This window comes from Marinococcus sp. PL1-022, assembly GCF_033845285.1.
Classification (GTDB): domain Bacteria; phylum Bacillota; class Bacilli; order Bacillales; family Marinococcaceae; genus Marinococcus.
Map to the genome: position 1 here is coordinate 1,885,240 of NZ_JAWXCX010000001.1, position 26,625 is coordinate 1,911,864.

Genomic DNA, 26,625 nt, shown 5'->3' on the forward strand with positions numbered 1-26,625 from the left:
CATCCTTTCGATATGCCGGAAAACAGACGCCGGTGCTAAAATAAAAAAAAGCAGCGCTCAGGCTGCTTTACCGATTCGTTAAAATATGCCGCGAGTGGGGCAGAAACTGTTTTCTTGAACGTTTGATGGATTCAATGCGCTCTTCGGCCAGCCGGTTTGCGGCCTGGAACGATGGAATACCGTCGCGTCTAGCGATTTCAAATACACGGACAATATTATCGTAAATACCGTCGACTTTCTTCAGGGCCCGCTCACGATCGTAACCATAGAGCTCGTCGGCGATGTTAATGACGCCGCCTGCATTAATAATGTAATCTGGGGCGTAAACGATGCCCCGCTCCTCTAAACGGATGCCGTCCTCTTCTGTCTGCAGCTGATTATTGGCTGCTCCCGCCACTACCTTTGCCTGAAGACGCAAAATGGTATGTTCGTTCAAACCGCCCCCCAGTGCACAGGGACTGAATATGTCGCACGGAACATCGTAAATTTCTTCCGGTGCCACTGCTTTTGCCCCATAGGCATGAACGGCACGCTCCACCGAAGCCTCCCGGATATCGGTCACAATTAATGATGCTCCTTCTTCATGAAGAAATCTGCACATTTCAAACGATACGTGCCCCACACCCTGAACTGCAATCGTTCTGCCGGCAAGATCATCGGTACCGAAGGCCTCCTTTGCCGCTGCCTTCATGCCCTGATACACGCCCCGGGCCGTGACCGGAGAAGGATTTCCACTCGATCCGGAAGCAGTCGACAGTGAAATACCAGTCACAAAATTCGTTTCTTCGTGGATAATATCCATATCATGCTCTGTGGTACCGACATCCTCTGCCGTAATATAGCGCCCGGCAAGGCCCTCAATGTAACGCCCGAATGCACGAAACATTTCTTCATTTTTATCTGTGCGCGCATCTCCTATAATCACAGCTTTGCCCCCTCCGAGGTTCAGGCCGGCTGCTGCATTCTTATAGGTCATTCCTTTGGCAAGGCGCAGCACATCTTCAAATGCTGCTTCTTCGTTCTCATACGTCCACATTCTTGTGCCCCCCAAAGCCGGGCCGAGTGTCGTATCATGTATGGCAATAATTGCTTTTAACCCTGAGTTCCGGTCCTGGCAGACCACTACCTGTTCATAATCGTGCAGCTCCATACGCTCAAACAATTCCATTTTTCGTTCTCCTTTTGTATAAATTCATATTTCTATCTGCTCTGTACGCAGCCGGTCAGCTACTACCGCGACAAATTCACTGTTTGAAGGCTTATAGGGCAGAGCCCCGTCCTGACTCCAGCCGAACAGATCGGAAATCGCCTGCGTATGTCCGCGGTCCCATGCAACAACGATGGCATGCCTGAGCGCCCGTTCGACCCGGCTTGGCGTCGTCTGAAACTTTCTTGCAATCTCAGGGTACAGCTGCTTGGTGACTGCATTTATCATCTGCATATCCTCCATTACGAGCTTCACTGCTTCCTGCATATATACATAGCCTTTAATATGGGAAGGAATGCCAACATATTGGATAATGTCTTTGATACGCTCTTCCATTGACTGGCGGCTGGCAGGTTTTTTCGGAGCCTCTTCCGTCAGCACCTGGGAATTTAGGCTTTCTCTGTGTACATCCCGAATATTTGCCATCAGCGCCTCCATGTCAAATGGCTTTAAAACGTAATAAGCAGCCCCAAGCTCCACTGCTTTTTTCGTTACATCCTCCTGGCCGAATGCAGTTAACATAATAACTTTCGTGTTAACAGTATGTTTATTTTTCAGTGCCGTTAATACAGAAAGCCCGTCCCGGTGCGGCATAATTATATCAAGGAGTAAGACCTCGGGCTGCTCCTGCTCCACCACCTCAAGTGCTTCTTCCCCGTTTTGGGCTGTGCCTGCTATTTCCATGTCCTCCTGTTCTTCTATATGTTCGATTAATACTTCGACGAGTTCCTTGTTATCGTCGGCCACCATGACCCGTATCATGTCTTCCCACTCCTTTTGCCGCAGGCTTTTGCTGCACTCCTTTTCTCTCTCAACATTATTTTACCATAGCGTGTCGCATAGAAAAAGACAACTTCAACAGTTGTCTTTTTCAGGTGGACACATTCTATTGGGACTACACATTGCTTTTAGCTTTCTCAGCCATTTCTAACAGCTCGGTCGCATTTTCTCTCGTTAGTGCCGTCACTTCAACTCCGGAAATCATCCGGGCGATTTCATCAATCTTATAATCTGACGTTAACGGAGTGACAATCGTCTGTACTCTTTCTTCTTTTTCTTCTTTTTGAATATACAAATGACTGTCTGCCATCGCAGCAACCTGCGGCAGGTGGGTGATGCAAAGCACCTGGGAGCCTCTGGACACCAGATGGATTTTTTCCGCAATCGCCTGGGCGACACGGCCGCTTACACCTGTATCAACCTCGTCAAAAATCAGGGAGGTAACGTGCTGGAAGCCGGAAAGAATCGTTTTCAATGCCAACATGATTCTGGAAATTTCCCCGCCGGAAGCTACTTTTGCGAGCGGCTTTAAAGGCTCACCGGCATTGGCTGAAATAAGGAACTCGATCTTGTCCGCTCCCTTATCATTAAATACCCACGTCTCCCCATCAGGTGTCTGATAGGTTTTCCCCCGGTTAAGAGGTGAGATCTGCACTTCCATCGTAGCCTTTTCCATGTACAGCGCCTGAAGCTCCTGCTGAACACTCCCGGCAAGCGAGTGGCCGGCCTGCCGGCGCAAATCAGTTAATGTTTTAGCCTCAGCAATCAGCTCTTCCGCTGCCTGGGAGAGCGCCTGTTCATATTCGGCGATTCGCTCTTCTTTATTGGCGAGTGAATCAATTTCCTCTTCGATTTTGGATGCATAAACTAAGATTTCTTCGACGGAATCTCCGTATTTTCTCTTCAGCTTATTCAGTTCATCGAGCCGGTTCTCCACTTCGTTTAATCTTTCAGGATCAAACGCCATGGAATCAGCTTTATCCCGGAGTATAAACGTTGCCTCCTCCATCATGTAATAAGCTGAGCTGATTGACTCGGAAAGCTCTCCGAGATCTGTATCGATTTCTGCGGCTTCTTCTACGCTTGATACTGCCATACCTGCCCAGTCAAGCGCCTTCCCTTCGCCGTACAGGTGGTCATAGGCCCCCCGGATTGCCTCGAACAGTTTTTCACTGTTAGCCAGAATATGACGTTCCTTTTCCAGGTCTTCGTCCTCTCCCGGCTGCAGGCCGGCGGCTTCAATTTCCTGAAGCTGGTATTGAATAAAATCCAGCCGGTTTGCTGTTTCCTGATCACTTTCCTTCAGCTGCTTTAATTTTGACTGCAGCTGTCCAAAACGGTGGTAGCGCTTTTGATAATCTTCGAGTGCTTCTTCAAGCTCTGTTTTTCCGAACCGGTCGAGCATCTGCTGGTGACGCTCAGCATGCATCAGGTCCTGGTGCTCGTGCTGACCGTGGATATCTACGAGGCTGTGGCCGGTTTCTCTCAATACAGCAAGCGTTACTAATTTGCCGTTGATCCGGCAGATGCTTTTACCCTGATGCGTGATGTCCCGGCGCAGAACGACCATGTCATCTTCAATATCAATGCCTGCGGCCTCTAATTTCTCAACTGCGGGGTGGTTATCCTCCAGGCGGAACAGCCCTTCCATTTCCGCCCGTTTTTCTCCGTGGCGCACATATTCAGCCGATCCCCTTCCACCGATAAGCAGGCCGATCGCATCAATGATGATGGATTTCCCGGCGCCCGTTTCACCGCTTAATACTGTTAAGCCATTTTCAAATGAAACGGTTAACTCCTCGATAATGGCAAAATTCTTGATGGAAATTTCTTCAAGCATTTCTGTACCCCATTTCCAATTAGCATTAAAGCATTTCTAAAAATCGGTTTACAATCTCCGGTGAATGTTCCTTCTGCTTACAGATAATGAGAATCGTATCATCGCCGCAAATGGTGCCCATAATGTTTTCCCAGTCCAGGTTATCAATCAGGGCCCCTACCGCATTGGCGTTTCCCGGCAGTGTTTTCATGACAATTAAATTCTCCGAATGATCAATGCCGACAAAGCTGTCCACAAGTGCCCGTTTTAGTTTCTGCATGGGGTTAAAGCGCTGATCGGCAGGCAGGCTGTACTTGTATCTGCCGTCAATCATCGGCACCTTTACAAGATGAAGCTCTTTAATATCCCGCGACACCGTCGCCTGAGTTACGTTGTAGCCGTCTCCCCGGAGTCTTGCTACTAAATCATCCTGCGTTTCTATGTCTGTATTTGAAATTAGTTCCCTGATTTTTATGTGTCTCTGTCCCTTATTCATCCCGAAACCTCCTGTGCAAAACTACTTTCATCATAACTATTTCATTATAATTATACAAGTTTATGAGTAAATAGCATGCGTTGATTTAAAAATTCTTTTGAAACCATAGTCCAAATAAAAAAAAACGCCGACGGGCATCGGCGTTTACGAAGGTTCCAGTTTATTCTTGAATGACTCGTGTGCTTCCCGGACGACAGCCTCTATTCGCTCCTCCCCGGGAGGAGACGGTTTATCGCTTAATACCGATCCGTACAGCAGATATTCAATATTGCCGTCTCCCCCGGTAATCGGGGAAAAATCGAGCGCTTCCGGTGCTAAACCAACGCTTTCGGCTGACTGGATTGTTTTTGCCAGTACTTCCCTGTGCACCGATGGGTCCCTGACGATTCCTTTTCTGCCTACCTTCTCCCGTCCCGCTTCAAACTGTGGCTTGATGAGTACGCAAAAGCCGGCGCCTTCGTCCAGCACCTGCGGCATCACAGGGAAAAGCTTTTCCAGGGAAATAAAGGATACATCAGCGATCAGCATCCCGGGCAGCCCCCGCGACAGCTGACTTTTATCGAGGTACCTGAAATTCACTCTTTCCATTACCTCTACCCGTGAATCCTGGCGCAGCTTCCAGGCGAGCTGATTGTAGCCGACATCCAAAGCATATACCATAGAAGCTCCGTTTTGCAGCGCACAATCCGTGAAGCCTCCGGTGGAGGCCCCGACATCGAGTACCACGGCGTTCTGCAGCTCCAGCTGAAACGACTGAATGGCTTTTTCCAGCTTTAAACCGCCTCGGCTGACGTATGGCATCTGTTTGCCCTTCAGGCGCAAAGCTGCCTCATCACTGATTTTTGTCCCGGGCTTGTCCACCACTTCATCATCTGCCAGTACAAGACCTGCCATGATTGCCCGTTTGGCTTTTTCCCGGGAATCAAACAGTCCCTTCTGCACTACCAGCGTATCAATTCGTTCTTTATTCATCCCCGGATATTTGTTCTTTCTTTACTGGTCATCGCCGTCACTTTTTCCACTACTTTCTCTGGAGTGAGACCCAGTTCCTCATAAAGCTCCGGCACGCTGCCGTGCTCGACGTAGTAGTCAGCAATGCCCATCCGGCGGACTGGAAGCGAGTCATGCTCATGGTCGGCCATGTATTCAAGCACTGCACTTCCAAAGCTTCCCTTTAGTGCTGCTTCTTCCACTGTCAGCACCGGTTTGCCTTCTTCAGCTAATTCTTCAAGCATTGCTTCGTCAAGCGGCTTGGCTGAACGGGCGTTAACGATACGGACACTGGTTCCCTGTCCGCTTAACTCGGCAGCTGCCTCCTCTACGATCGGAAGCATTGTCCCAAACGAGAGGATCGTACAGTCTGTGCCTTCCCGGACGATTTCCCATTTGCCGTAAGGAATCATTTGAAACTCTTCGTCCATCTCCACCCCGAGTCCATTACCACGCGGATAGCGGACGGCTGTTGGGCCATCGTCATTATGAAAAGCCGAATACAGCATGTGCTGCAGTTCATTTTCATCCTTAGGCATCAGTATTTTCATATTTGGCAGGTGCCGCAGGTATGCAATATCAAAAACGCCCTGGTGCGTCTCCCCGTCAGCACCGACGAGGCCTGCACGGTCGATCCCAAAGAGCACATTCAGATTCTGGCGGCAGACGTCATGCACCAGCTGGTCGTATCCCCGCTGCAAAAACGTAGAGTACACCCCGAATACCGGCTTCATTCCCTGCGTCGCAAGCGCACCTGACATTGTCGTGGCGTGCTGTTCGGCGATACCTACGTCAAACATGCGATCCGGAAATTTTTCCGCAAACGTGTCGAGCTTCGTGCCACCGGCCATAGCAGCGGTCACAGCCACAAGACGGGAATCCATTTCTGCTATTTTTTGCAGGGTATTGCTGAAGACAGCACTGTAGGCAGGCGCGGCTGCCGGTTTTTTGATTACTTCACCGGATTCGATCTTATATGGTCCAAGTCCGTGCCAGGTTCCCTTGGCATCGTTTTCCGCCGGTGTGTAGCCTTTGCCTTTTTTGGACAGCACATGCACAATCACCGGGCCGTTAGTGTCTCTGGCGTATTTAATATTGGCATGCAGATCATCAAGATCATGGCCATCTACCGGGCCGAGATACGTAAATCCAAGCTCTTCAAAAAACATGCCGGACAGAACCATCTGCTTCATGCTGTCTTTCATCCGGTCGGCGTAGGAAGCAAGCTTCGAGCCGAACGCAGGAATTCTGCGCAGCATATGGTCGACGTCTTCTTTCGTTCTTCGGTAAGTACCGGCTGTGCGAATGCGGCCGAGCATACTGTGAAGCGCCCCTACGTTCGGAGAAATAGACATTTCATTGTCGTTTAGAATAATAGTGACATCCGTCTGTTCATGACCGATATGGTTAAGTGCTTCGAGGGCCATGCCTCCGGTAAGAGCACCGTCACCAATGATAGCGGCAACTTTGGCGTCCTCGCCCTTCAGCTGATTTGCAAGCGCCATTCCTTCTGCTGCGGACAGTGACGTTGAGCTGTGGCCGGTCTCCCATACGTCATGTTCACTTTCTGAACGTTTAGGGAAGCCGCAAAGCCCCTGGTACTGGCGCAGTGAATCAAAGCGATCCGCACGTCCGGTTAAGATTTTATGCACGTATGACTGGTGCCCAACGTCCCAGATGAGTTTATCTTTTGGTGTGTTGTACAGCTGGTGCAGGGTGAGCGTTAATTCCACTACTCCGAGATTGGGACCGAGATGACCACCGGTAACGGATAATTTTTCAATCAGGAACGCCCGTATATCTTCACCCAGCGCTTTTAGTTCTTTATCGTTGTACTGCTTCATGAATCCAGGGTCTTGGATCGTTTCCAGGTTCATTTGAATCCCCCTACCTGCTATGTTTTTCTGCTGATGATTTCCATCTTCTTTTCTTTGGAATTAACTTAATCTTTAACTTATTCTCAATAAAATACAAGATTCTTCCTACCTGAAAAACAATATTGTTCGCGTACGTGATCGCAAATGTTTTCCCAAGTGCTTTTCCGCTGACTGTGAGCGCTGCCACCACAGCTGTGAATATAGTACTCAGAATCAGCTGGCCGTTGGAGCTGTTATTTGTCCCAATCGTCATACCAAGCTGCACGACAACGGCCGAGCTGGCCGTCCCGCTCACAACCCCGCTGATATCACCGATCACGTCGGCACAAAAGTTCGCGACCCGGTCGGCATTCCTTTGAATAAATACACTGTGGGAAGCCCCCGGCACTTTTTTGGCAGCCATGGCATTGAACGGCCGTGGCTTTGCCGCGGTGGCAGCTACGCCGATCACGTCAAAGATGACACCGGTAAATACGATGATCAGCACGACGACCATGCCGATCGCCCAGCCAACTCCCGAAAGCACTGCTGTCGAGACTACTGAGAAGATTGCTGCAAGTATCAGGGTGACAAACCCAATTAACGTACTCCACTGGAGCGATTTTCTCCATAAATTATTCATGTTCACTTATCACCAAATTCTTTGTATTTATCATAACGTACATCTCATTCTTTTAATATCATTTTATGCCCTGGCCTGATTGTTTATACCCTAAATAACATACATTTAAGCTTTTCCCCGCTTTATCCTCAAACACTCACGTAAAAGAAAAAAGCGCCTGTCAGCGCTTCTTCAACTGCTTATGTATAAAGTTGAATGGTCGCCCGGAGCGTAAACCTTGTGGCTTAGGTCCAGTAGGATTTCCCACCAGGCAGCCAATTCGTCGCCGAATCGGTGGTTTCCCTTTAATGCCTGGTGAACGCCGTCACCGGCAGTTCGACTGAATTACCACTCAGACCACACTGCAATCCACTCCGGACGTGCGTCAAACAGCCTAGGGGTTTTCCCCGGCAGTTCCGTGCCACTTTCTTATCCTCTTTTGCAGAACAGGTTTCAGTTGTTGGGTCCCATACCAGTTGGCCTACCGGTATGATACCAATTGAACAACCTCCCCGCTGTTCCACTCAAGGCAGGCTACGCTGTTGAAAGGCCTTCCCTTGGCCTTTGCAACAGGTCTTACCGCAGCATGCACCCGGGACGGTATCCGTCTTCCAGGATGACCCGGATGCATCACCGCAGCCTCCACGGCGAAAGGGTTCGCGCCCACATGCCATTGTGGATCGCCCTTACGCCTTAACTCCCAGCACCGACCCAGGGCTGGGCGCCGCAAGCCGACGCCAGGAACTTCATCGATGTGCCCTTCAGCGGATTTTTAGGCCCGCCTTCGAAAATGGAGAACCGACTAGGATACTGCACCATTCAACTTTTCAAAATTATTTTAGCATGGTTTGTCTGTTCTGAAAACTAATTCGTTCTGTTTTAGTGGTTACGCTGTCCAATATATTGAAGAAACGCGGTTAAAAGAGACGTATCTACTGTCATGCGCTCCAGCACGTTTTCTGCCTGTTCAATATGGTGGGCAAGTTTCTCTTTTGCCCCTCCCAGTGTCAGCAGTTTTGGATAGGTGCTTTTTTCTTTCGTTTCATCGCTTCCAGAGGATTTCCCCATCTCCTCAAGAGATCCTTCGACATCCAGAATGTCATCCTTGATTTGAAAAACGAGACCGAGCTCCCGGCCAAACGCCCGCCAGTTTTCCACATCTTCGTCTGCCGCTTCTGCTATTAACGCTCCGGAGACCACGGCAAAGGTCAAAAGATCTCCCGTTTTGTGATGATGAATGTATTCAAGCTCTTCCAGGGTAAGGCTCTGCTTCTCCCCTTCAAGGTCAGCCATCTGACCGCCGACCATGCCTTCGCTCCCTGAAGCAGCAGCCAGCTCCTGTACCAGCTTCAGTCTAGCAGCGGCAGAAGCAGGCCGTTTTGCTTCCACAATCAAGGAAAAGGCTGTCGTCTGCAGGGCGTCCCCGGCTAAGATGGCAGCGGCCTCCCCGAATTTTTTGTGATTCGTCGGCTGTCCCCGGCGCCAGTCATCATCGTCCATCGAGGGCAGATCATCATGCACGAGTGAATACGTATGAATCAGCTCCACTGCAGAGGCAGCCGGAAGATCCTCTTCTTTCACCGGGCGGTAGCATTGAAGCACGGCCAGTGAAAGCAGCGGCCTCACACGCTTCCCCCCCGCTTCAAGGGAATAAAGCATTGCATCCTTCAGCGTCTCCGGCGTTTTCAATGCACCTACACGGTCAGTTAAAGCGCGGTCGACAGACGGCCGGTATGTATCGAAAAAATGTTGGAGCTCCCCACTCATTCGCCCGGCTCCTCGTTTTCAAGCGGTGTTACCTCTCCATTTTCGTCCACAATTTCGTCCATCTGTTTTTCAACCTTCTGCAGCTTTTCGTGACACGTGTTGGAAAGCGTCATACCCTCCTGATACATCGTGATCGCTTTTTCTAAAGGCACTTCGCCTTCCTCAAGCCGTTCTACGATCTGCTCGAGCTTTTCCATTGCCTGTTCAAATGATTGTTCTTGTTCTGCCAAGATTACCGCTCCTTTTCCGGACGGGAAAGTGCCTCAAAGCCGTCTTCCCCTTTTTCTTTAACTTCACATTGCAGGTATCCATCTGTCATATACATCCGCAGGCTGCTTCCTTCGTCTGCCTGGGCAATCGAAGTCAGCACCTTATCATTTTCATCGTAAGCAACATTGTACCCGCGCTGTAAAATGGCGAGCGGGTTCAGAAGTTCAAGCGCCTGCAGCGATTTTGCAAAGGTGGCTTTTATCCGTTCCACCTGCTGATTCATCGCTTTTTGCAGCCGGGCCCGCTTTTCGTACATTCTTTGGCGTTCAAGTTCGATTAAGCGCTCGGGGTGCTGGCGCATAAGCCGCTTTTCTGTGTCTTCAAGCTTTTGTCTGCTTGTTTTCACTGTCTGCACCGCCTGCTTTTCGAGCCGTTCCATCATCCGGTCAAGGTCCTGTTCTTTTTGCTCGAACAGGCGGGCCGGGTATTTAAATGCATACGAACGGCGGAGCTTGGCAAGCCGGGTGCGCTGTTCCTGAACTTTATAATGCATCTGCCGGTGCAGGCGATTCTGCAGCTGTCGGACTTTTTCTTCAAGTTCGCTGATCATCGGGACAGCTATCTCGGCAGCCGCTGTCGGCGTTGCTGCGCGCACATCCGCCGTGAAGTCGGCAATCGTAACATCTGTTTCGTGTCCAACAGCGGAAATAACCGGTACGATTACGTTCCGAATAGCCCGTGCGACCACTTCTTCATTAAACGCCCACAGGTCTTCGATAGAGCCGCCTCCGCGCCCAACGATGACCATATCCGCGCTGCTCATTTTTTCGACTCTCTCAAGAGCCCGTGTGATTGACCCCGGGGCCTGCTCTCCCTGCACCAGCACCGGGAACAGCGTGATTTTCACCGGCGGGAAACGCCGCTTCAGCGTGGAAACGATGTCACGTATGGCCGCACCCGTCGGCGACGTAATGACGACAATATGTCTTGGGATGGGAGGGAGCGCGCGCTTGTGCTCCGCTGCAAACAGTCCCTCTGTCTCCAGCTGTTTTTTCAGCTGTTCAAAGCGTACGTACAGCTGGCCGATACCATCCGGCTCCATCGCGTTCACATACATCTGGTACTGCCCGAAAGGCTCGTACACAGAGACACTGCCTGTAACGAGCACCTTCATGCCATTTTCCGGCATAAAGGAAAGATTTTTGTTTTTTCCGGCAAACATCACTGCCGATATTCTCGCCTGCTCGTCCTTCAGGGTGAAATACATATGTCCCCTGCTGTGCTTTTTAAAGTTCGAGATTTCTCCGCGGAGCCATACCTTCTGCAGCCCCGGGTTTTGTTCGATAGAGCGCTTGATCGCCCCCGTCAGCTGGGAAACGGAGAGCCATTTATCCGCAGGTGACTGCATGACGTCATGCCTCCTGCCGCTGAAAGCGTTTAGCGGACTGCAGCGTGTTGTAGAGGAGCATCGTGATCGTCATCGGACCGACGCCTCCCGGTACCGGTGTGAGATACGAGGCTTTTTCGCTCACTTCCTCAAAATCAACATCTCCGCACAGCTTGCCGTCATCCTTGCGATTCATCCCAACGTCTATCACGACAGCTCCCGGTTTAATATCCTTTCCTTTTACAAATTCCTGCCGGCCAATTGCCGCGATCAAAATATCTGCCGACTGCATATATGACTCCAGATCTTTTGTGCGCGAATGGCAGTGGGTAACCGTGGCATTTTTATTTAAAAGCAGCTGCCCCATCGGTTTACCAACAATGTTGCTTCGTCCAAGGACAACAGCATGTTTGCCTTCAATTGAAACGCCGACGTATTCAAGCATTTTAATAATGCCGTACGGCGTACAAGGGAGGAATGCTTCCTGGCCAGTCATCATCCGGCCGATATTAATAGGATGGAATCCATCAACATCTTTATCCGGCGAAATAGTTTCAATTACTTTTTTATCCGAAATATGATCTGGCAGCGGCAGCTGCACAAGAATTCCGTGGATATCCGCATTGTCGTTATAATCCTTTACAATCTGCAGAAGTTCTTCTTCAGTCACCGACTCAGGCAGTTCTTTTAATTCTGAATGGATTCCGACTTCTTTAGACGCCTTCTGTTTTCCTTTAACATACGACCTCGAAGCCGGATTGTCTCCTACTAAAACTACGGCAAGTCCCGGTATTTGCTCTCCATTATTCCAGGAGGCGACCTCCTGCTTAATTTCTTCACGCAAAGAAGCTGCTACTTCTTTGCCGCTGATCAGCTGGGCGCTCATTCGCTTTCTCTCCCTTCCCGTTCACAGTCACTTAAAATATTCGACAATACGCCGTTGACAAATTTCCCTGCCTCTACACCACCGAATGCTTTGGCCAGTTCAATAGCTTCATTGACGCTGACGTGAAGCGGAATATCAGGCACATATAACATTTCATGGACGCATTCTCTTAAAATAGCCCGGTCCACGTTACCAACCCGTTCCAGTGTCCAGTGTTCAAGCTGGTCTACGAGCCGTTCATCAATTTCTACAAGGTGTTCCCATACGCCATGCACCGCAGAAATCAGAAATTCATCTGCTTCTTCATCCTCTAGCATGGAATTTTTTATTGCCTGGTCTGCATCAACATCTGTAATATCCATCTGGTACAGTGCCTGTACGGACCGAAGCCTGGCTAAACGTCGATTCATTTCGTGTTCTCCTTTTCTCCTATGTACCCGGAGCCGTATTCGTAAATGAAAGAAGGACGGCTCCCCCGAAAAGCGGTTGCGGGACAGCCCTCCCTGGTCATTTTTCCTGTTCCTGTAACGACTGCTCTTCTTCAGGGAACTGCAGGCCGATAATGTGTACGTTCACCGCATCGATGTGAATATCTGTCATTCCCCGTACGGTCTGCTGAATGTTTTCCTGGACCTGCTTAGCCGTGACGGGCGCAGAGCTTCCGTAGTGAATCAGCATGCTGATTGTCACCACCGCACCGCTATCGCTCAGGTCCACCTTCACGCCTTTTCCGTATGATTTCCGTCCGAAACGCTCTGCAACATCATCTGCGATGCTGCCCTGCAGGTCGTATACCCCTTCGACTTCGAGCGCGGCAATGCTTGCCACTACTTCAATCACGTCCCGGGCGATCTCAATATTTCCCAGGCTTTCTTTTTCTTCACCTATCGTAAGCAGCGTGTATTCGCTCACAGCGCTCCCCGCTTTCTATGCAGCATGATTTTATTCTTCCTGCTCCGCCTCTGCCTCTGCTCTTTCTTTTTCTTCCGCTTCCTTCTGTTTTTGTACATACTCATACTTATACTGGCGGAAGACGGGATATTCGGAAAGATTATCAGGAATTTTTCCTTTCTCAAGCAGAATCAATTTGACAATATCCTTGTTCCGGGCCATATGATACTTTTCACCGTACTCGTTTTCTTCAGCAAATTGTTTAATGCTCTGGTAATCCTCTTCCTGAATGGACACCGTATATTCATGGCCGGGTTCCCCGTACTGGTGCTCAAACCCTATTTCAAATTCCACGATCTGAATCTGGTCGCTTTTCATATTGCGGGTCTGTTCGAGTACCGCTTTTGCGCCTTCCGTTAAATCATTCCATTCCATATAATAGCCTCTCTTTCCGTATTACCGCTCAAAATTCCATTTCATTATATCACGGTGATTCTGCAATTTCATCGGTCCACAGCCGCCTGTGTGTATTGTTCAAGAAAAAACGGCCTCCCCAATGGCAGGCCGTTAGTTTTTAAGCACGGGAGGCGTATGCCCCAGTCCTTGTATCGACGACGATCCGCTCGCCTTCTTCAATAAAAATAGGAACCTGCAGACGGTAGCCGGTCTCCATCACTGCCGGCTTGGATCCTCCGGACTGGGTGTTTCCTTTAATGCTCGGATCTGTTTCTTTAACTTCGAGCTCTACCATGTTAGGTACTTCAACACCAAGCGTTTCTGTACCATAACTGGTAATGGATACTTCCATGTTTTCTTTTAGAAAGTTTAATTCATATTTCAGCTGCTCGCTTGTCAGCTCCATTTGATCAAACGTTTCCATGTCCATAAATGTATGCACATCACCGCTTGCATACAGGTACTGCATTTTCCGGCGTTCGATATGTGCATTATTTACTTTTTCACCAGCACGAAAAGTTTTTTCCTGGATGTTACCCGTACGCAGACTGCGAAGCTTCGAGCGGACAAATGCTGCCCCTTTTCCAGGCTTTACGTGCTGGAATTCGACAACTGTCCAGATATCGCCGTCTGTTTCAATGGTGAGTCCTGTTTTAAAATCGTTAACTGAAACCATAAACGTTCCTCCACTCTTCAATTGATCGATTATTACTATATCACAGCTGTCCAGTTTTTTATACGCACTCCCGGTTAATTGCCGACAATCGTCAGCTCTTTTGCAGAGTAACTGAGCTTCCGGCTGCCCGTTTCGGTAATAAGAACGTCGTCTTCTATTCGAACGCCGCCAAGCTCCGGAACATAAATCCCCGGTTCAATGGTAATTACCATGCCCGGCTCGAGCTCGACATCGCTTTTCGGGGAAACACCGGGCTGTTCATGCACTTCCATGCCAAGACCGTGACCGAGGCTGTGTCCGAAGCGGTCGCCGAACCCTTCTTTATTAATATGCTCCCGCGCGATTGCGTCTGCTTCTTTCCCGGTCATTCCCGGCCCAACCTGCTCCACGGCTTTCATCTGGGCTTCATATACGGTTTGATATATTTTTTTCATGTCATCAATTGGTTCGCCGACAGCGAGCGTTCTTGTAATGTCCGAGCAGTAGCCGTCCACATAGGCCCCGAAGTCAAGCGTCACCAGCTCCCCGTCTTCTATCACTTTATCGGAAGCGATACCGTGAGGAAGAGCACCTCTCCATCCCGAAGCAACGATAATATCAAACGAAGATCCTGCTGCTCCGTTTTTTCTCATATAAAACTCCAGTTCATTGCTGACATCGAGCTCGGTCATGTTTGGAGCAATGATCGATTTAATGTGTTCAAACGCATCTTCAGCGATATTGACCGCTGTCTGCAGCTTTTCCACTTCTTCTTTTGATTTATAAACCCGAAGCTTCTCCACGATGCCTGATACCGGAGAAAGAGATCCGCTCAATTTTTCTCTCATATCTTCAAACTGCGCATAGGTTACATGCTGCTTTTCAAATCCAATAGAACTCACTTCTTCTTTTTGGGCAATCTCTTCGACCATATCCCATGCCGAACCCTTCTGCTCGATTACGTCGAAATCAAGGGCTTCGTCATTAGCCTGTTCGACATAACGAAAATCTGTAATCAGCCGTGCCGATTTTTTAGTGATAATCAGCGTACCTGCCGAACCGGTAAAACCGCTCACATAACGGCGGTTGTAGGGACTTTGTATGACAAGTGCATCAAGCTTTTTATGCTCAAGGTCTTCCCGAATACGTGCTGTGATCTCATGCATTTACCGACACCTCTTTTTGGATTAACTTTGCTTCCTTGTTAATCGTAACACAACGCGCGGAAGGGAAACAGGCATCAGCAGCGAGAAGGGAGCTCTTTTATATATTACGTGTAGTTTCATTAAAATATGGGAATAATATGATTACCGTATAAGGAATAGTTAAAAGTAGCGCATTTTAAATCTTTATTGTAAAATTTAAGTACTATTTCGATTAATGCTCTATGCATCCCCTCACGCTTTATGCCTCTGCGAACTGCTGTTATTTTCCGCCTATAGTTTTACCGCAGTACACAGCGGGTATTGAAGTAAATCTTCTTAATAAAACTGTTCCGTACGGGAAAAAGAGAGCCAGAGCATTTCTGATTTTCACTATTTAATGCACTATACTAATTGCTTAATTTCGATACAGTTCACCATGCCCCCTGATAACGGATGAAAATTTTAATGAAACGAGAGGTGTGTTCCATGCAGCAAGCGCTGAAGAATCCCATTGCCACTGTTGTGCTGGGACTTGCCATTTTAGGGGTGGGTTACCGGCTCGTAACAGATCCGCTCGGTCTGCTTCTCTACCTTGTTATTGGTGCAGCCATCGCGGTTGGATTATATTTTCTTTTCACAAGAGTTATTATGAAGCGAGCGATGATGAACCAATACCAAGCCGGCTCCAATGCCGCATCCGGACGATCCGGGGCAGCGAAGGGCACTCAGGCGAAAAATTTTAAACAGGCCCAGAAGCAGCAGAAGAAAAAATCCGCTAAAAACTCCAGCAGACGACGGAATGATGCAAACCTGAAAGTAATTCAGGGAAATAAAAACCGAAAAAAAGATCGGGCGTAAAACAAACGCCTGATCTTTTTATTCGTACGAACGCTGAATATCGCGCAGCGACTGCACACGTTCGTCATCCTCTTCAAAATACTGAAGAACGTCCCCGATGCGGTCGATCGCATCCCAGCTGAGGTGATGTTCAATTCCTTCCACATCGGCATATATTTTATCTTCCTCCACCCCGATAATATGTAAAAACTTCTCAAGCAGCTCGTGCCTGTAAACCAGGCGCTTGCCTATTTTATTTCCTTTTGAAGTCAGTACAAGTCCCCGATACCGTTCATAAATCAGATATTCCATTTTATCGAGTTTTTGAACCATTTTTGTTACCGAAGAAGGATGCACCTCGAGCGTTTCTGCAATATCTGAGACCCGCGCATACCCTTTCGATTCAATCAGTTGATAAATCCGCTCTAAATAATCTTCCATACTAGGAGTCGGCATCGAGACCCTCCAATAAATATGATAAAAACCGTCACACAAAAAAATTGGCTTTCTTCATTTTAACGAAACTATTTCTAAAAAACAAACCTTCTTTCTCTTATAATTAACCCTTATTTCAAAATTGCCCCTAAGAAACTTTTTTGTTTTCTGAATAATTCTTTCCCTTTTGAAGAGCTTTTCTTTTTTTCGTCCGTGCAATCTTGTACAATATAAAGTATTGAAGGAGGCAGCATTCATGAGCTATGTGATGTATAACGAATCCATCATTCCAAAAGAGGAAGCCGCTATTTCATTCGAAGACCGCGGGTATTATTTTGGCGACGGCATTTATGAAGTGATCCGGGTGTACAACGGGAAACTGTTCCTCCAGGAGGGTCATCTTGAGCGTTTTCAGGACAGCGCTTCTAAACTCGACCTGGTGGTTCCCTATTCCCCCGATACCATGAAATCGCTTCTCCGCCAGCTGATCGATAAAAACGAGCTTACCACGGGCTATATTTACTTTCAGCTGACCAGAGGGGTCCAGGCCCGGGATCATCTGTATGAACGCGGTACCGCCCCTGTGTTAACCGGCTTTACAAAGACGGCTGGGGTGCCGTTTGCTAAACAGACCGACGGTATTGATGTGTACGCCACTGATGACATCCGCTGGCTTCGCTGTGACATAAAAACCATTAATCTGCTCGGAAACGTGCTCGCTAAACGGGCTGCAGAAGACCACCACTGCGCCGAGGCGCTCCAGCACCGCGGGGACGTTATTACGGAGGGTTCTTCCACTAACGCCTTTATTGTTAAAAATGAAACAATTATTACCCACCCACAGAGCAACTATATTCTTGAAGGCATTACTAAGCGCTATGTGCTTCAGCTTGCAAAGCAGCTGAATATTCCCGTTGAACAACGTCCATTTACCATTAAGGAGGCCCAGGAGGCTGACGAAATGTTTATGACGAGCACTTCAATTGAAATCGTGCCTGTGCGATCCGTTCAGGGCTCCTTTGAAGCCGAGTACGGGGATTCTCCGGTGACGAGAGAACTTCTTGGAGAATTCCGCCGGGAGGTCGAACTATTCGAAGCAGGCGACACCCAGCCGCTTGTGACCTATAACTGAGTATTGCTATGTATAATCAGCAAAAGACCGCTGCGGAGCGGTCTTTTGTATTTTAATTCCGTTATTTTATGCCCGTATCAGCGCCTGAAATTCCATTCCTCTGCCTGATAGCGCTCAGCAGCCAGCTCCTGCACCTCTTGTTCCTGGGCAGTGGTCAGCTGATATTCTTCCAGGCCGGCATTCAGACCGTCGGCAAATCCTTCCTTAAATGCTGCGCGCAGATCGGCCAGTGTAAACGGGGTGTCTGTCAGCTCATTAATGGCTACAGCTTTGTTTTTAAATGATTTCTGCATCCTCTCCCGCACTCGCTCGCTCGGGTATTTAAACAAATCGAACAATTTATCCTCATCAAGATCCAGAATAATCGAGCCATGCTGAAGAATGACGCCGCGCTGTCTTGTCTGGGCGCTTCCTGCAATTTTCCGGTCCTCTACGACCAGCTCATACCAGGATGAGGCGTCAAAACAGTTAGCCGAACGGGGATTTTTCAATGAATCCTCTTCCTCCTTCGTTTTCGGCACGGAAAAATAAGCATCCAGACCAAGCTTTAAAAACCCCTGCAGAATCCCTTCCGAAAGCACGCGGTAGGCTTCAGTCACCGTTTCCGGCATTTCCGGATGATCTTCTGACACAATAATGCTGTAGGTCAGCTCCTGATCATGCAGAACAGCCCGGCCTCCCGTCGGCCGGCGCACAAAGCCTACACCGTGCTTTTCCACCGCGTCCATATCAATGTCTTTTTTCGCCTTTTGGAAATAGCCGACCGACAGTGTCGGCGGATTCCATCCGTAAAACCTTATCACCGGAGGAATCTGCCCTTCGCTGTGCCACTGCAGGAGCTTTTCATCAAGTGCCATGTTGTAGGCCGGTGACTGATTACCCGAATCTATAAAAAGCCAAGTATCTTTTGCCATTAATGTTCATCTCTCTTTCTCGATTTTTCCATTTCCATTGTAGCAGAGATCACTGCTTTCCATATATAAAAATGACCGCCCGTTAATTAGAAATCTAGCAAAACAACAGGGTTATGCGTTATAATTAATTTGCAATCGACCTGGAAAGAGGTGAAATAATATATATGATATTTGAATGGTTATGGGTAGTGCTTATTGCGGTATTAGTTTTTCTTATTGTGCGCCGGTTTGTCGGTCCGAAGGACTTAACTGCATTACCACAGGAAGATTTTATAAAAGGCTATCGTAAAGCCCAGCTTATCGATGTGCGGGAGCCGAAGGAATATGACGGCGGCCACATCCTCGGGGCCCGGAATATTCCTGTTTCCCAGATGAAGCAGCGGATGGTGGAAATCCGGGAAGACCAGCCTGTTTATTTATACTGTCAGTCAGGTATGCGTTCAAAGCAAGCGGCAAAATTGATCAAAAAGCATAAAGGGAACCGGGACATCTATCACCTGAAAGGCGGCTTCAAGCGCTGGACAGGAAAAATCAGCAAAAAGAAAAAAAGCGCATAGTTAAAAGGAAGAGCGGGAGATGCTCTTCCTTTTTTATATTTTTGAAGACATGGGGCCACCCCGTCTTATTTTATTTCATAGACTTGAGCGACGTTTCGGTATTGTATGTCAGCACTGGTTTACGTGCTGCGAGCGTTTCGTCCAGCCTGCCGACTACGGTAGTGTGAGGTGCTTCCTGCACCATTTCCGGGTCTTCCTCTGCTTCTTTGGCAATCCCGATCATGGCGTCTGCGAATGCATCCAGCGTCTCTTTCGCTTCGGTTTCTGTCGGTTCGATCATCATGCACTCTTCCACATTGATCGGAAAATAAATGGTCGGCGGATGGTAGCCATAATCAAGCAGACGTTTAGCCATATCGAGCGTACGTACACCGAGCTTCTTCTGGCGGCGGCCCGAAATCACAAATTCGTGCTTGCAGTGGCGGCCATACGGAAGGTCAAAATACGGCTCGAGCCGTCTCATTAAATAATTGGCATTTAATACAGCATACTCCGAAACTTTTTTGAGTCCCTCTGCGCCCATCGTACGGATGTACGTGTAGGCACGCACGTTAATACCGAAGTTGCCGTAATACGGCTTCACACGGCCGATGGAATGCGGACGGTCTTTGTCCCAGTAGTACTTACCGCTGTCTTTCATAAGCACCGGTCCGGGCAGATAAGGGATCAGCTCTTTTTTTACGCCAACCGGCCCGCTGCCGGGGCCCCCGCCTCCGTGAGGGCCGGTGAATGTTTTATGCAGATTCAGGTGAACAACATCAAATCCCATGTCCCCGGGTCTTGTGATACCCATGATGGCATTGGAGTTGGCTCCGTCATAATAGAGTCGGCCGCCGGCCTGATGAATCGTATCTGCCATTTCCATAATATCTTCCTCAAACAAACCGAGTGTGTTCGGATTCGTAAGCATGAGAGCAGCTGTTTTTTCACTCGTTACTTCTTTTAAATGCTCAAGGTCCACCAGTCCGCGTGCATCGGTCCGGACCGTTACGTGATCGAATCCTGCCACCGTTGCTGAAGCAGGGTTCGTTCCGTGCGCAGAATCGGGAACGATCACTTCTGTGCGTTCTGTTTCCCCGTTAGCCTCGTGAAGCGCCCGGATCAGCATCAGGCCGGTCCACTCTCCCTGGGCGCCGGCCGCCGGCTGCAGCGTCACTTCATCCATGCCGGTTATTTCGGCAAGTGCCTGCTGCAGGTCGTACATCATTTCGAGATTTCCCTGCACCTGCGCCTCCGGCTGATACGGGTGCGCAGCGGCAAAACCGGCCATACGGGCCGTTTCTTCATTAATTTTCGGATTGTATTTCATCGTGCAGGACCCGAGGGGATAAAAGCCCGAATCTACTCCGTAATTTCGATTCGAAAGCGCCGTATAATGACGCATTAACTGCAGCTCGGACACCTCCGGCAGAGACGGCTCTTCCTCCCGGATGCTCGCCTCCGGCAAAATATCACTTAGGCTTTGCTCAGGTATATTCGTTTCCGGGAGGGAATACGCTACCCTGCCTGGTTTGCTTTGTTCGAAAATTAACGGCTGGTTAGACTGTTTCATGTATAAGCACCTCCAAATGATTGGCAAGGGTTTCAAGCTGTTCCTTTGTCCGAAGCTCAGTCACACATATAAGCATTTGTCCGTTTTTATCTTTAGAGACCTCCCCTAAATCATAACCGCCAATGATTCCATGCTGGAATAGTTGTTCATTTACCTCCGCTGCCGGGCGGCCGAGATTGATGACAAATTCATTAAACGACGGTGACTCATGGACAATCTGTATCCCTTTTTGCTTGAGCAGCTGCTTTAAAAAGTGGGCGCCTTTAATATTTCGTTCGGCCGTTTCCCGCAGGCCTTTTTTTCCTAGTGCCGTCATCGCCACAGAAGCAGCCAGTGCGTTTAAAGCCTGGTTCGAGCAAATGTTGGAGGTCGCTTTATCCCGGCGGATGTGCTGCTCTCTTGCCTGCAGCGTCAGTACGTAGCCGCGGCTTCCGGCTTCATCCTCCGTCTGTCCGACGAGACGCCCGGGCACCTTCCGGATATGCTTTTTAGTCGTGGCAAAAAATCCGCAGTGCGGACCGCCAAACTGCATTGGAATACCAAGCGGCTGGGCGTCTCCTGCCACAATATCCGCCCCGAAACGTCCTGGCGGTGTCAGGGCACCGAGCGCCAGAGGATTTGCCGAAACAATCATCAGTGAGTTTTCTTTATCAGCTGCCTGCCTTACAGCAGCTAAATCTTCAATAGTACCGTAAAAGTTCGGGTACTGTACGATCACTCCTGCCGTATCAGCATCAATCATGTCTTCAAGCTTATCCAGGTCCGTGTGCCCTTCCTTTTCGGGAACAATTTTCACGGTAAGTCCAGGGCCTGCAGCGTATGTTTTCAATACATCAAGTGCTTCGGGGTGAACCGTTTCCGAGACGACGATGGTGCGTCGTTTTCCCCTGTTTTCACTTGCGGCCATCAGTGCTGCTTCCGCAAGCGCCGTTGGCCCGTCATACATAGACGAATTGGCGATATCCATCCCTGTAAGTTCGCTGATCATCGTTTGAAATTCAAAGATTGCCTGCAGCTCGCCCTGTGAAATTTCCGGCTGGTACGGAGTATACGCGGTGTAGAATTCCGAGCGCCGGAGCACGTGATCAACGACCGTTGGTATATAATGCTCGTACACTCCCGCCCCGAGGTAGGAGACGCAGTCCTGCACGTTAGTATTTCTGTCGCTCAGGCGTTTCATTTCCTTTAGAAGGTCCGTTTCTCCAAGAGCCTTCGGCAGATTCATCTTCCCGGAAAAACGAATATTTTCCGGCACGTCCTCAAACAATTCACCGATCGAATCCACACCGATTGTTTTAAGCATTTCTTCCTTATCCTCGCCGGTTACCGGCAGGTAGCGATAATCCATTCTGATGCCTCCTCTGTTTATTTTTCCCGTTTATAAAAAGGCACAGCCGCCACTTTCGCCCGTTTAGCTTTGCCCCGTACATTCACTTCGACAGCCTGATCCAGATTTGTCCATTCGATATTCAGAAGTGCAAGCCCTACGTTTGTTTTCAGCGTAGGCGACTGGGTGCCGGTAGTGACCCATCCGATTTCCACTCCCTCGTCGCTATGTACCTTGTAACCCGGGCGCGGGATTGCTTTATCAACCATTTCGATGCCGACGAGTTTTCGTTTTAAGCCCGCTTCTTTTTGTTTTTTTAAAGCTTCTTTACCAATAAAATCATCTTCCTGCTTCAGCTTGACGCAAAAGCCAATGCCTGCTTCAAGCGGCGAAATATCTGCGCTCAGCTCCTGACCGTACAGCGGGAGTTTTGCTTCAAACCTCAAGGTGTCCCGCGCGCCAAGACCGCATGGAATGATCCCTTCAGGCTCTCCTGCTTTTATGATTGTCTCCCAGCAGCGGACCGCCTCCGCGGCCGGACAGTATAATTCAAAGCCGTCTTCACCGGTATAGCCGGTTCTTGACATGATGACATTTCCCGTTTCCCCTACCGAAGCTCCGGCAGCGAAACGAAAAGGCAGTACCTCTGCAAGAGAAGCATCGGTTACTTTCTGCAGCACCGCTTCTGCCATCGGGCCCTGCACAGCAAGTAATGCTGTATCCTCTGATATATCGGTAATAGTTACGCTTTTCGTCACATGGTCACGCAGCCACTCCAGATCCTTTTCAATATTGGCTGCGTTTAACACAAGCATGTATTTTTCTTTTTCAAGCTGATACACAAGCAGATCGTCAACCGTGCCCCCATCTTCATAGCACATGGCAGTATACAGTGCTTTTCCGGGCTCTGCATTTTTTATGTTGTTTGTGAGCATATACTGCAGAAACTCAGCGGCCCCATCCCCTTCTACAATCGCCTCGCCCATATGGGAAACGTCGAAAAGACCGGCCTTTGTGCGCACTGCCTCATGTTCGTTTTTGATGCCGGAAAACTGAACAGCCATTTCCCATCCGCCAAAATCGACCGTTTTTGCTCCGTATTTCTCATACACAGGATACAAAGGAGTTCGTTTTAATTCCGCCAAGAAAATCACCTCATTCATTATTTTCTGAAAAATCAAAACAGTAAAAAGCATAAAAAAGACAGAACTCCATAAACTATGGAAGCTCTGTCCTATAACCAGAAAGTTTCTCCTTTCCGTCGTACGGAAAGAGTGTCTTCGTGGGTGGCTTCTAAAAGAAGCGCTCTCCAGAGGAGCGTCCAGTAAGAGTCTGTTTGCCTGAGAGATTCACCTGTTACGGTTTGCTCCTTCGGCGCTGCCTGGCAGTCTCTCCCCTTACCATCATCCGCGCATTATATGTACTTCTTTATTTGCTCATATTCTATCACTAATTCAGATAAAAACCAATGCTGAAAAAAATTAAACCGAACATTCCTGATAAATTTGTTTTTATTATTCGTCCCACACTTTGGATCGGCCATTTCTTCCCGATGAAATATTGTTTATACTAAAATCAGCATAAAAATTGGAGGGAAACTATGAACTGGAAACAGCTTCCGCTAGGACCACTGCAGACTAACTGCTATGTTCTTTATGATAATGATAAAAATGTCGTGATTATTGATCCGGCCGGAGATGCCGATAAACTCCTCGCCTATCTTCAGGAAAACGACCTGCACCCTGTCGTCATTCTGTTAACCCATGCCCACTTTGACCATATCGGAGCGCTTGATGCCGTGCGGGACGCCTACAATATTCCTGTTTATCTTCATGAACAGGAAAGCGACTGGCTCGGAGATCCACAGAAAAACGGCTCCGGACGTATGATGCCGGAGGCTGCATTCACTACAAAACCCGCTGATCACCTGCTTCAGGCTGAAGGAACGCTTCAATTCGGCAGCTTTGAATTCCAATGGCTTCATACGCCGGGTCATTCGCCGGGCAGTGTGTCTTACTGGCACAAAGAAACAAACACGGTGTTCTCCGGCGACGTATTATTTTCAGGCGGCGTCGGCCGGACCGATCTCTACGGAGGCGATATGGATACACTGTTAGCCTCTATTCACGAGCAGCTGCTTGAGCTCCCGGATAATACGGTAGTAGCCTGCGGCCATGGGCCCTTTACCGATATCGAAACCGAAATGGACTCCAATCCGTTCATTAATGGGTTTGGTGCATAATCAGTAAGGAACCTCTGATTTTAAACAGAGGTTCCTTACTATTTCAATACAGTAATTGAAATTATGTAAGCTCTCCACCTGTCTCCAGGCGGATATTACCTTACTTCTGTATACATTATTCCTGATCCTCGATCCACTGATATACGTGCTCATGCAGTTCTTCTTCTGTTTCGCCGCCATTCGCCGGATGATCTGCTTCGGCCATCGGCTTTACGGTGTACTGGTCTTCAGGTCCCGGCACGACCTGGGTAAAATCAACATTAGGCTCCGTGATTTTCACCTCTTCACCGTTTTTTTCCACCTCGAATGTGGCAATGCCGCCTGTATCGGTATAATCGTGGTCCTGACCGGAATAAAAATTACCTAGAGAATAATAAACAAGCGTTTCATTGCCTTCTTCACCCTCCACCCATTCCATTGGCTGAAGCACGTGAGGGTGATGACCGATAACTACGTCCACTTCCTGGTCTGCAAGAAATTGGGCCAGCTCTTTCTGCTCTTCATTCGGAAGCCGCTCATATTCATTTCCCCAGTGCATATTGACGACTACAATGTCGGACTTATCTCTTATTGCTTCAATGTCTTCCTGTATTTGCTGCTTATCAATTTCCTGAACGACATATTCGTCTCCCTCCGGCACCTCGATGCCGTTCAGCCCGTATGTATAGGAAAGCACACCCATATCTATATTCTTTACGTCTATGATACGCTGCCTCGCTGCATCTTCTTCATCCTTATATACTCCTACATAATCCATTCCTGTCTGCTCATAATGATTAATCGCATTGTTTACAGCTTCCATGCCACGGTCAAGCGTATGGTTATTGGCTCCGGAGAGCATGTCCACTCCGGCATCCTGAAGGTCATCCACGATCGCGTATGGACTGTTAAAGGAAGGATAAGCTGATAAGCCAAGCTCTTCGCCCCCGGGGATTGATTCCTGATTCACAATTGTGTAATCCGGTTCTTCAAGCATCGGAGTAACAGCCTCAAGTGCCGGGGTGAAGTCATACTCTCCGTCCTCTTCCATTCTTTTATAGACACGTCCGTGCAGCAAAACATCTCCTGCCGCGCCAATCGTAACATTTTCGTCCTTCTGCTCCTGTTTTCCGGACTCTTCTTCTGTCTGTGACTCTGACTTTTCATTCTGCGCCTCTGAATTACCATTTTCTTCGGTAGTTTCCTGAGCACTGCTGCAGCCACTCAAAAGGAAAGCTCCGCACGCTAATCCATAATAAAGTTTTCGCATGACATCCTCTTTTCTACAAATAGAATTCCTAGTCTAAATATACTATAAGTTTACTAATATATTCATTGGAAATGAAGAGGTTTTCATGCATTTTTTTATGCCTGCCGGAGCGTACCATTTTTCCTCCCACGCACAGCAAGCGTCCCCAGAACAGCCGCAAGCGGCACAATCACCCACCATTCCTGGTCAATCAGATGGTAGGAAAAATTCTTCGAGGTTACCGGGAATAAAAACTGAGTACCGTTTCCCAGAAAGTCAATCAGCATAGAACCAAGGGCCAGCGTGAAAAAAGCAGCTATCCAGGCTTTTAGGAATTCTCCCCCGAGCATGCGGCGGACAACCGGGGCAAATGCTGCTGCAATAAACGGCAGCGTCAGCAGCGTATGAAAAATATAGTTGCCAAACAGCTTCGGAATATCCGGCACAAGCACCATCACACCAAACGCCATCACCCTTAAGCGCCGCGTAATAGTTAAATCCGTCGTTCCGTAAAATATATACATCACCACTGCACCGGTCAGCAGATGCAGCAGTGTACTCGGTACGTGCTCAATCAAAATTTCAATCACAGGCCGTTCCTTCTTTCTGCGGGAGATGGTTGTTTTATTCACGATTTTCTTTTTTCATAAACTCCCTCCATAATGCTTTACGGGATTGAATGATAGAGCTGCCGGGGTATGGGAAGAAAACAGCTAAACTATTGTCAGGAGGAATATTACAATGACCCCCGTGGAAAAACCATCTGCGCTCAACCGGGCGCGAAAGAAAAAAGCCGCTGCCATAAAGGCAGAAGGCGAGTTTGCCAGGCAGCTTAAAAGTATTCTTGTTTTTCAGGAAATCGATAAGCAGAGTGCTGATAAAATGGACAACAGCTTTCGTCCGAAAAAAACGATTTACGCTCTCACTGGGGAAAGGTTGAAGATGAAGGATATTGCATTTGTAATCAAACTGAAAGGGTTCACCGGACTTTACCGTTTATTTTCCGCTTACCATGCTGATTGTCATACAAATGAACGAGGCGAACCGGTCGTGGTCTTTCAGCGACGCTCTTAACAGAGACCGTATACGGACTGCTTTTCATTTTCCTGGAAGCATATCCTGCTTCTGAGGGTTTCTGTAGACAAACCGTCGCCTGCTTCCATATACTATTAGTAGGCAAATTATATACAGGAGAAGCTGAAAGCCCGGCTTTTCCCTGTCCTGGTTCTGAATC

The 26,625-nt window shown here is 48.6% G+C and carries 28 protein-coding genes and 1 riboswitch; of the genes, 5 read left to right on the forward strand and 23 right to left on the reverse strand.

Features of this window, described 5'->3' with window-relative positions; translation table 11 throughout:
• Positions 1-67 precede the first annotated feature (67 nt).
• From SIC45_RS09655 to SIC45_RS09730, 16 genes are all read right to left on the reverse strand, one after another.
• Positions 68-1,168 (reverse strand): Glu/Leu/Phe/Val dehydrogenase, encoded by a 1,101-nt coding sequence (locus tag SIC45_RS09655; RefSeq protein WP_319632013.1) that lies wholly within the window; start codon positions 1,166-1,168, stop codon positions 68-70.
• Positions 1,169-1,192: 24 nt separating this feature from the next.
• Positions 1,193-1,969: a sporulation transcription factor Spo0A gene (gene spo0A, locus SIC45_RS09660; protein ID WP_319632014.1), complete on the reverse strand. Its 777-nt coding sequence runs from the start codon at positions 1,967-1,969 to the stop codon at positions 1,193-1,195.
• Between the two features lie 133 nt (positions 1,970-2,102).
• Positions 2,103-3,827, reverse strand: a complete 1,725-nt coding sequence (recN, locus tag SIC45_RS09665; protein WP_319632015.1) for a DNA repair protein RecN — start codon at positions 3,825-3,827, stop codon at positions 2,103-2,105.
• A gap of 25 nt (positions 3,828-3,852) precedes the next feature.
• Positions 3,853-4,302, reverse strand: a complete 450-nt coding sequence (gene ahrC / locus SIC45_RS09670) for a transcriptional regulator AhrC/ArgR (protein ID WP_091611696.1) — start codon at positions 4,300-4,302, stop codon at positions 3,853-3,855.
• 144 nt (positions 4,303-4,446) lie between these two features.
• The gene (locus SIC45_RS09675; RefSeq protein ID WP_319632016.1) at positions 4,447-5,274 is read right to left on the reverse strand and encodes a TlyA family RNA methyltransferase; all 828 of its coding nucleotides are present in this window, start codon (positions 5,272-5,274) and stop codon (positions 4,447-4,449) included.
• Positions 5,271-7,169: a 1-deoxy-D-xylulose-5-phosphate synthase gene (gene dxs, locus SIC45_RS09680; protein ID WP_319632017.1), complete on the reverse strand. Its 1,899-nt coding sequence runs from the start codon at positions 7,167-7,169 to the stop codon at positions 5,271-5,273. Before dxs ends, SIC45_RS09675 begins: the two co-directional genes overlap by 4 nt.
• Positions 7,170-7,179: 10 nt before the next feature.
• The gene (locus SIC45_RS09685) at positions 7,180-7,791 is read right to left on the reverse strand and encodes a hypothetical protein (protein ID WP_319632018.1); all 612 of its coding nucleotides are present in this window, start codon (positions 7,789-7,791) and stop codon (positions 7,180-7,182) included.
• A gap of 858 nt (positions 7,792-8,649) precedes the next feature.
• The gene (locus tag SIC45_RS09690; RefSeq protein WP_319632019.1) at positions 8,650-9,537 is read right to left on the reverse strand and encodes a farnesyl diphosphate synthase; all 888 of its coding nucleotides are present in this window, start codon (positions 9,535-9,537) and stop codon (positions 8,650-8,652) included.
• Positions 9,534-9,770 carry an exodeoxyribonuclease VII small subunit gene (gene xseB, locus SIC45_RS09695; protein ID WP_298788182.1) on the reverse strand — a complete coding sequence of 79 codons (237 nt, stop codon included), beginning with the start codon at positions 9,768-9,770 and terminating at the stop codon, positions 9,534-9,536. The genes SIC45_RS09690 and xseB overlap by 4 nt, the downstream gene beginning before the upstream one ends.
• A complete protein-coding gene (gene xseA / locus SIC45_RS09700) occupies positions 9,770-11,155 on the reverse strand; it encodes an exodeoxyribonuclease VII large subunit (RefSeq protein ID WP_319632020.1) in 1,386 nt (461 codons plus the stop codon). The genes xseB and xseA overlap by 1 nt, the downstream gene beginning before the upstream one ends.
• 4 nt (positions 11,156-11,159) lie before the next feature.
• Positions 11,160-12,020 (reverse strand): bifunctional methylenetetrahydrofolate dehydrogenase/methenyltetrahydrofolate cyclohydrolase FolD, encoded by an 861-nt coding sequence (gene folD, locus SIC45_RS09705; RefSeq protein WP_298787798.1) that lies wholly within the window; start codon positions 12,018-12,020, stop codon positions 11,160-11,162.
• Positions 12,017-12,430, reverse strand: coding sequence for a transcription antitermination factor NusB (nusB, locus tag SIC45_RS09710; protein WP_022793584.1), 414 nt, complete (start codon positions 12,428-12,430; stop codon positions 12,017-12,019). Before nusB ends, folD begins: the two co-directional genes overlap by 4 nt.
• Before the next feature lie 97 nt (positions 12,431-12,527).
• Positions 12,528-12,932, reverse strand: coding sequence for an Asp23/Gls24 family envelope stress response protein (locus SIC45_RS09715; protein WP_298787801.1), 405 nt, complete (start codon positions 12,930-12,932; stop codon positions 12,528-12,530).
• Between the two features lie 30 nt (positions 12,933-12,962).
• Positions 12,963-13,346 carry a hypothetical protein gene (locus SIC45_RS09720; protein WP_298787803.1) on the reverse strand — a complete coding sequence of 128 codons (384 nt, stop codon included), beginning with the start codon at positions 13,344-13,346 and terminating at the stop codon, positions 12,963-12,965.
• Between the two features lie 139 nt (positions 13,347-13,485).
• Positions 13,486-14,043: an elongation factor P gene (gene efp / locus SIC45_RS09725; RefSeq protein ID WP_319632021.1), complete on the reverse strand. Its 558-nt coding sequence runs from the start codon at positions 14,041-14,043 to the stop codon at positions 13,486-13,488.
• Positions 14,044-14,117: 74 nt separating this feature from the next.
• Complete coding sequence (locus SIC45_RS09730; RefSeq protein ID WP_319632022.1) at positions 14,118-15,188, reverse strand: aminopeptidase P family protein; 1,071 nt, start codon at positions 15,186-15,188, stop codon at positions 14,118-14,120.
• Between the two features lie 465 nt (positions 15,189-15,653).
• Here SIC45_RS09730 and SIC45_RS09735 point away from each other — a divergent pair, with 465 nt between their 5' ends.
• A complete protein-coding gene (locus SIC45_RS09735) occupies positions 15,654-16,025 on the forward strand; it encodes a hypothetical protein (RefSeq protein ID WP_298787809.1) in 372 nt (123 codons plus the stop codon).
• An 18-nt stretch (positions 16,026-16,043) separates the two neighbouring features.
• Here SIC45_RS09735 and mntR read toward each other — a convergent pair whose 3' ends face one another.
• Positions 16,044-16,460 (reverse strand): transcriptional regulator MntR, encoded by a 417-nt coding sequence (gene mntR / locus SIC45_RS09740; protein ID WP_298787811.1) that lies wholly within the window; start codon positions 16,458-16,460, stop codon positions 16,044-16,046.
• A gap of 235 nt (positions 16,461-16,695) precedes the next feature.
• Here mntR and dat point away from each other — a divergent pair, with 235 nt between their 5' ends.
• A complete protein-coding gene (gene dat, locus SIC45_RS09745) occupies positions 16,696-17,571 on the forward strand; it encodes a D-amino-acid transaminase (RefSeq protein WP_319632023.1) in 876 nt (291 codons plus the stop codon).
• 77 nt (positions 17,572-17,648) lie between these two features.
• Here the strand turns inward: dat and SIC45_RS09750 are convergent, their stop codons facing one another.
• Positions 17,649-18,485: a biotin/lipoate A/B protein ligase family protein gene (locus tag SIC45_RS09750; RefSeq protein ID WP_298787815.1), complete on the reverse strand. Its 837-nt coding sequence runs from the start codon at positions 18,483-18,485 to the stop codon at positions 17,649-17,651.
• 164 nt (positions 18,486-18,649) lie between these two features.
• Here SIC45_RS09750 and SIC45_RS09755 point away from each other — a divergent pair, with 164 nt between their 5' ends.
• On the forward strand, positions 18,650-19,042 hold the full coding sequence (locus SIC45_RS09755; protein WP_022793593.1) for a rhodanese-like domain-containing protein: 393 nt from the start codon (positions 18,650-18,652) through the stop codon (positions 19,040-19,042).
• A 70-nt stretch (positions 19,043-19,112) separates the two neighbouring features.
• Here the strand turns inward: SIC45_RS09755 and gcvPB are convergent, their stop codons facing one another.
• The 3 genes from gcvPB to gcvT are packed head-to-tail and all read right to left on the reverse strand — an operon-like array spanning position 19,113 to position 23,084.
• Positions 19,113-20,594, reverse strand: coding sequence for an aminomethyl-transferring glycine dehydrogenase subunit GcvPB (gene gcvPB, locus SIC45_RS09760; protein ID WP_319632024.1), 1,482 nt, complete (start codon positions 20,592-20,594; stop codon positions 19,113-19,115).
• Positions 20,581-21,942: an aminomethyl-transferring glycine dehydrogenase subunit GcvPA gene (gcvPA, locus tag SIC45_RS09765; protein ID WP_319632025.1), complete on the reverse strand. Its 1,362-nt coding sequence runs from the start codon at positions 21,940-21,942 to the stop codon at positions 20,581-20,583. The genes gcvPB and gcvPA overlap by 14 nt, the downstream gene beginning before the upstream one ends.
• A 17-nt stretch (positions 21,943-21,959) precedes the next feature.
• Entirely contained in the window at positions 21,960-23,084 is a 1,125-nt protein-coding gene (gcvT, locus tag SIC45_RS09770; protein WP_319632959.1) for a glycine cleavage system aminomethyltransferase GcvT, read from the reverse strand.
• 155 nt (positions 23,085-23,239) lie between these two features.
• Positions 23,240-23,328, reverse strand: a riboswitch (glycine riboswitch).
• Positions 23,329-23,521: 193 nt separating this feature from the next.
• Here gcvT and SIC45_RS09775 point away from each other — a divergent pair.
• A complete protein-coding gene (locus SIC45_RS09775) occupies positions 23,522-24,163 on the forward strand; it encodes an MBL fold metallo-hydrolase (protein WP_298787824.1) in 642 nt (213 codons plus the stop codon).
• 115 nt (positions 24,164-24,278) lie between these two features.
• Here SIC45_RS09775 and SIC45_RS09780 read toward each other — a convergent pair whose 3' ends face one another.
• Both SIC45_RS09780 and SIC45_RS09785 read right to left on the reverse strand, forming a co-directional pair.
• Complete coding sequence (locus SIC45_RS09780) at positions 24,279-25,412, reverse strand: CapA family protein (RefSeq protein ID WP_319632026.1); 1,134 nt, start codon at positions 25,410-25,412, stop codon at positions 24,279-24,281.
• Between the two features lie 95 nt (positions 25,413-25,507).
• Entirely contained in the window at positions 25,508-25,981 is a 474-nt protein-coding gene (locus SIC45_RS09785) for a hypothetical protein (protein ID WP_319632027.1), read from the reverse strand.
• Positions 25,982-26,132: 151 nt separating this feature from the next.
• On the opposite strand from SIC45_RS09785, the gene SIC45_RS09790 reads away from it, so the two are divergent.
• On the forward strand, positions 26,133-26,465 hold the full coding sequence (locus SIC45_RS09790; protein ID WP_298787830.1) for a hypothetical protein: 333 nt from the start codon (positions 26,133-26,135) through the stop codon (positions 26,463-26,465).
• The last annotated feature ends 160 nt before the right edge of the window (positions 26,466-26,625 follow it).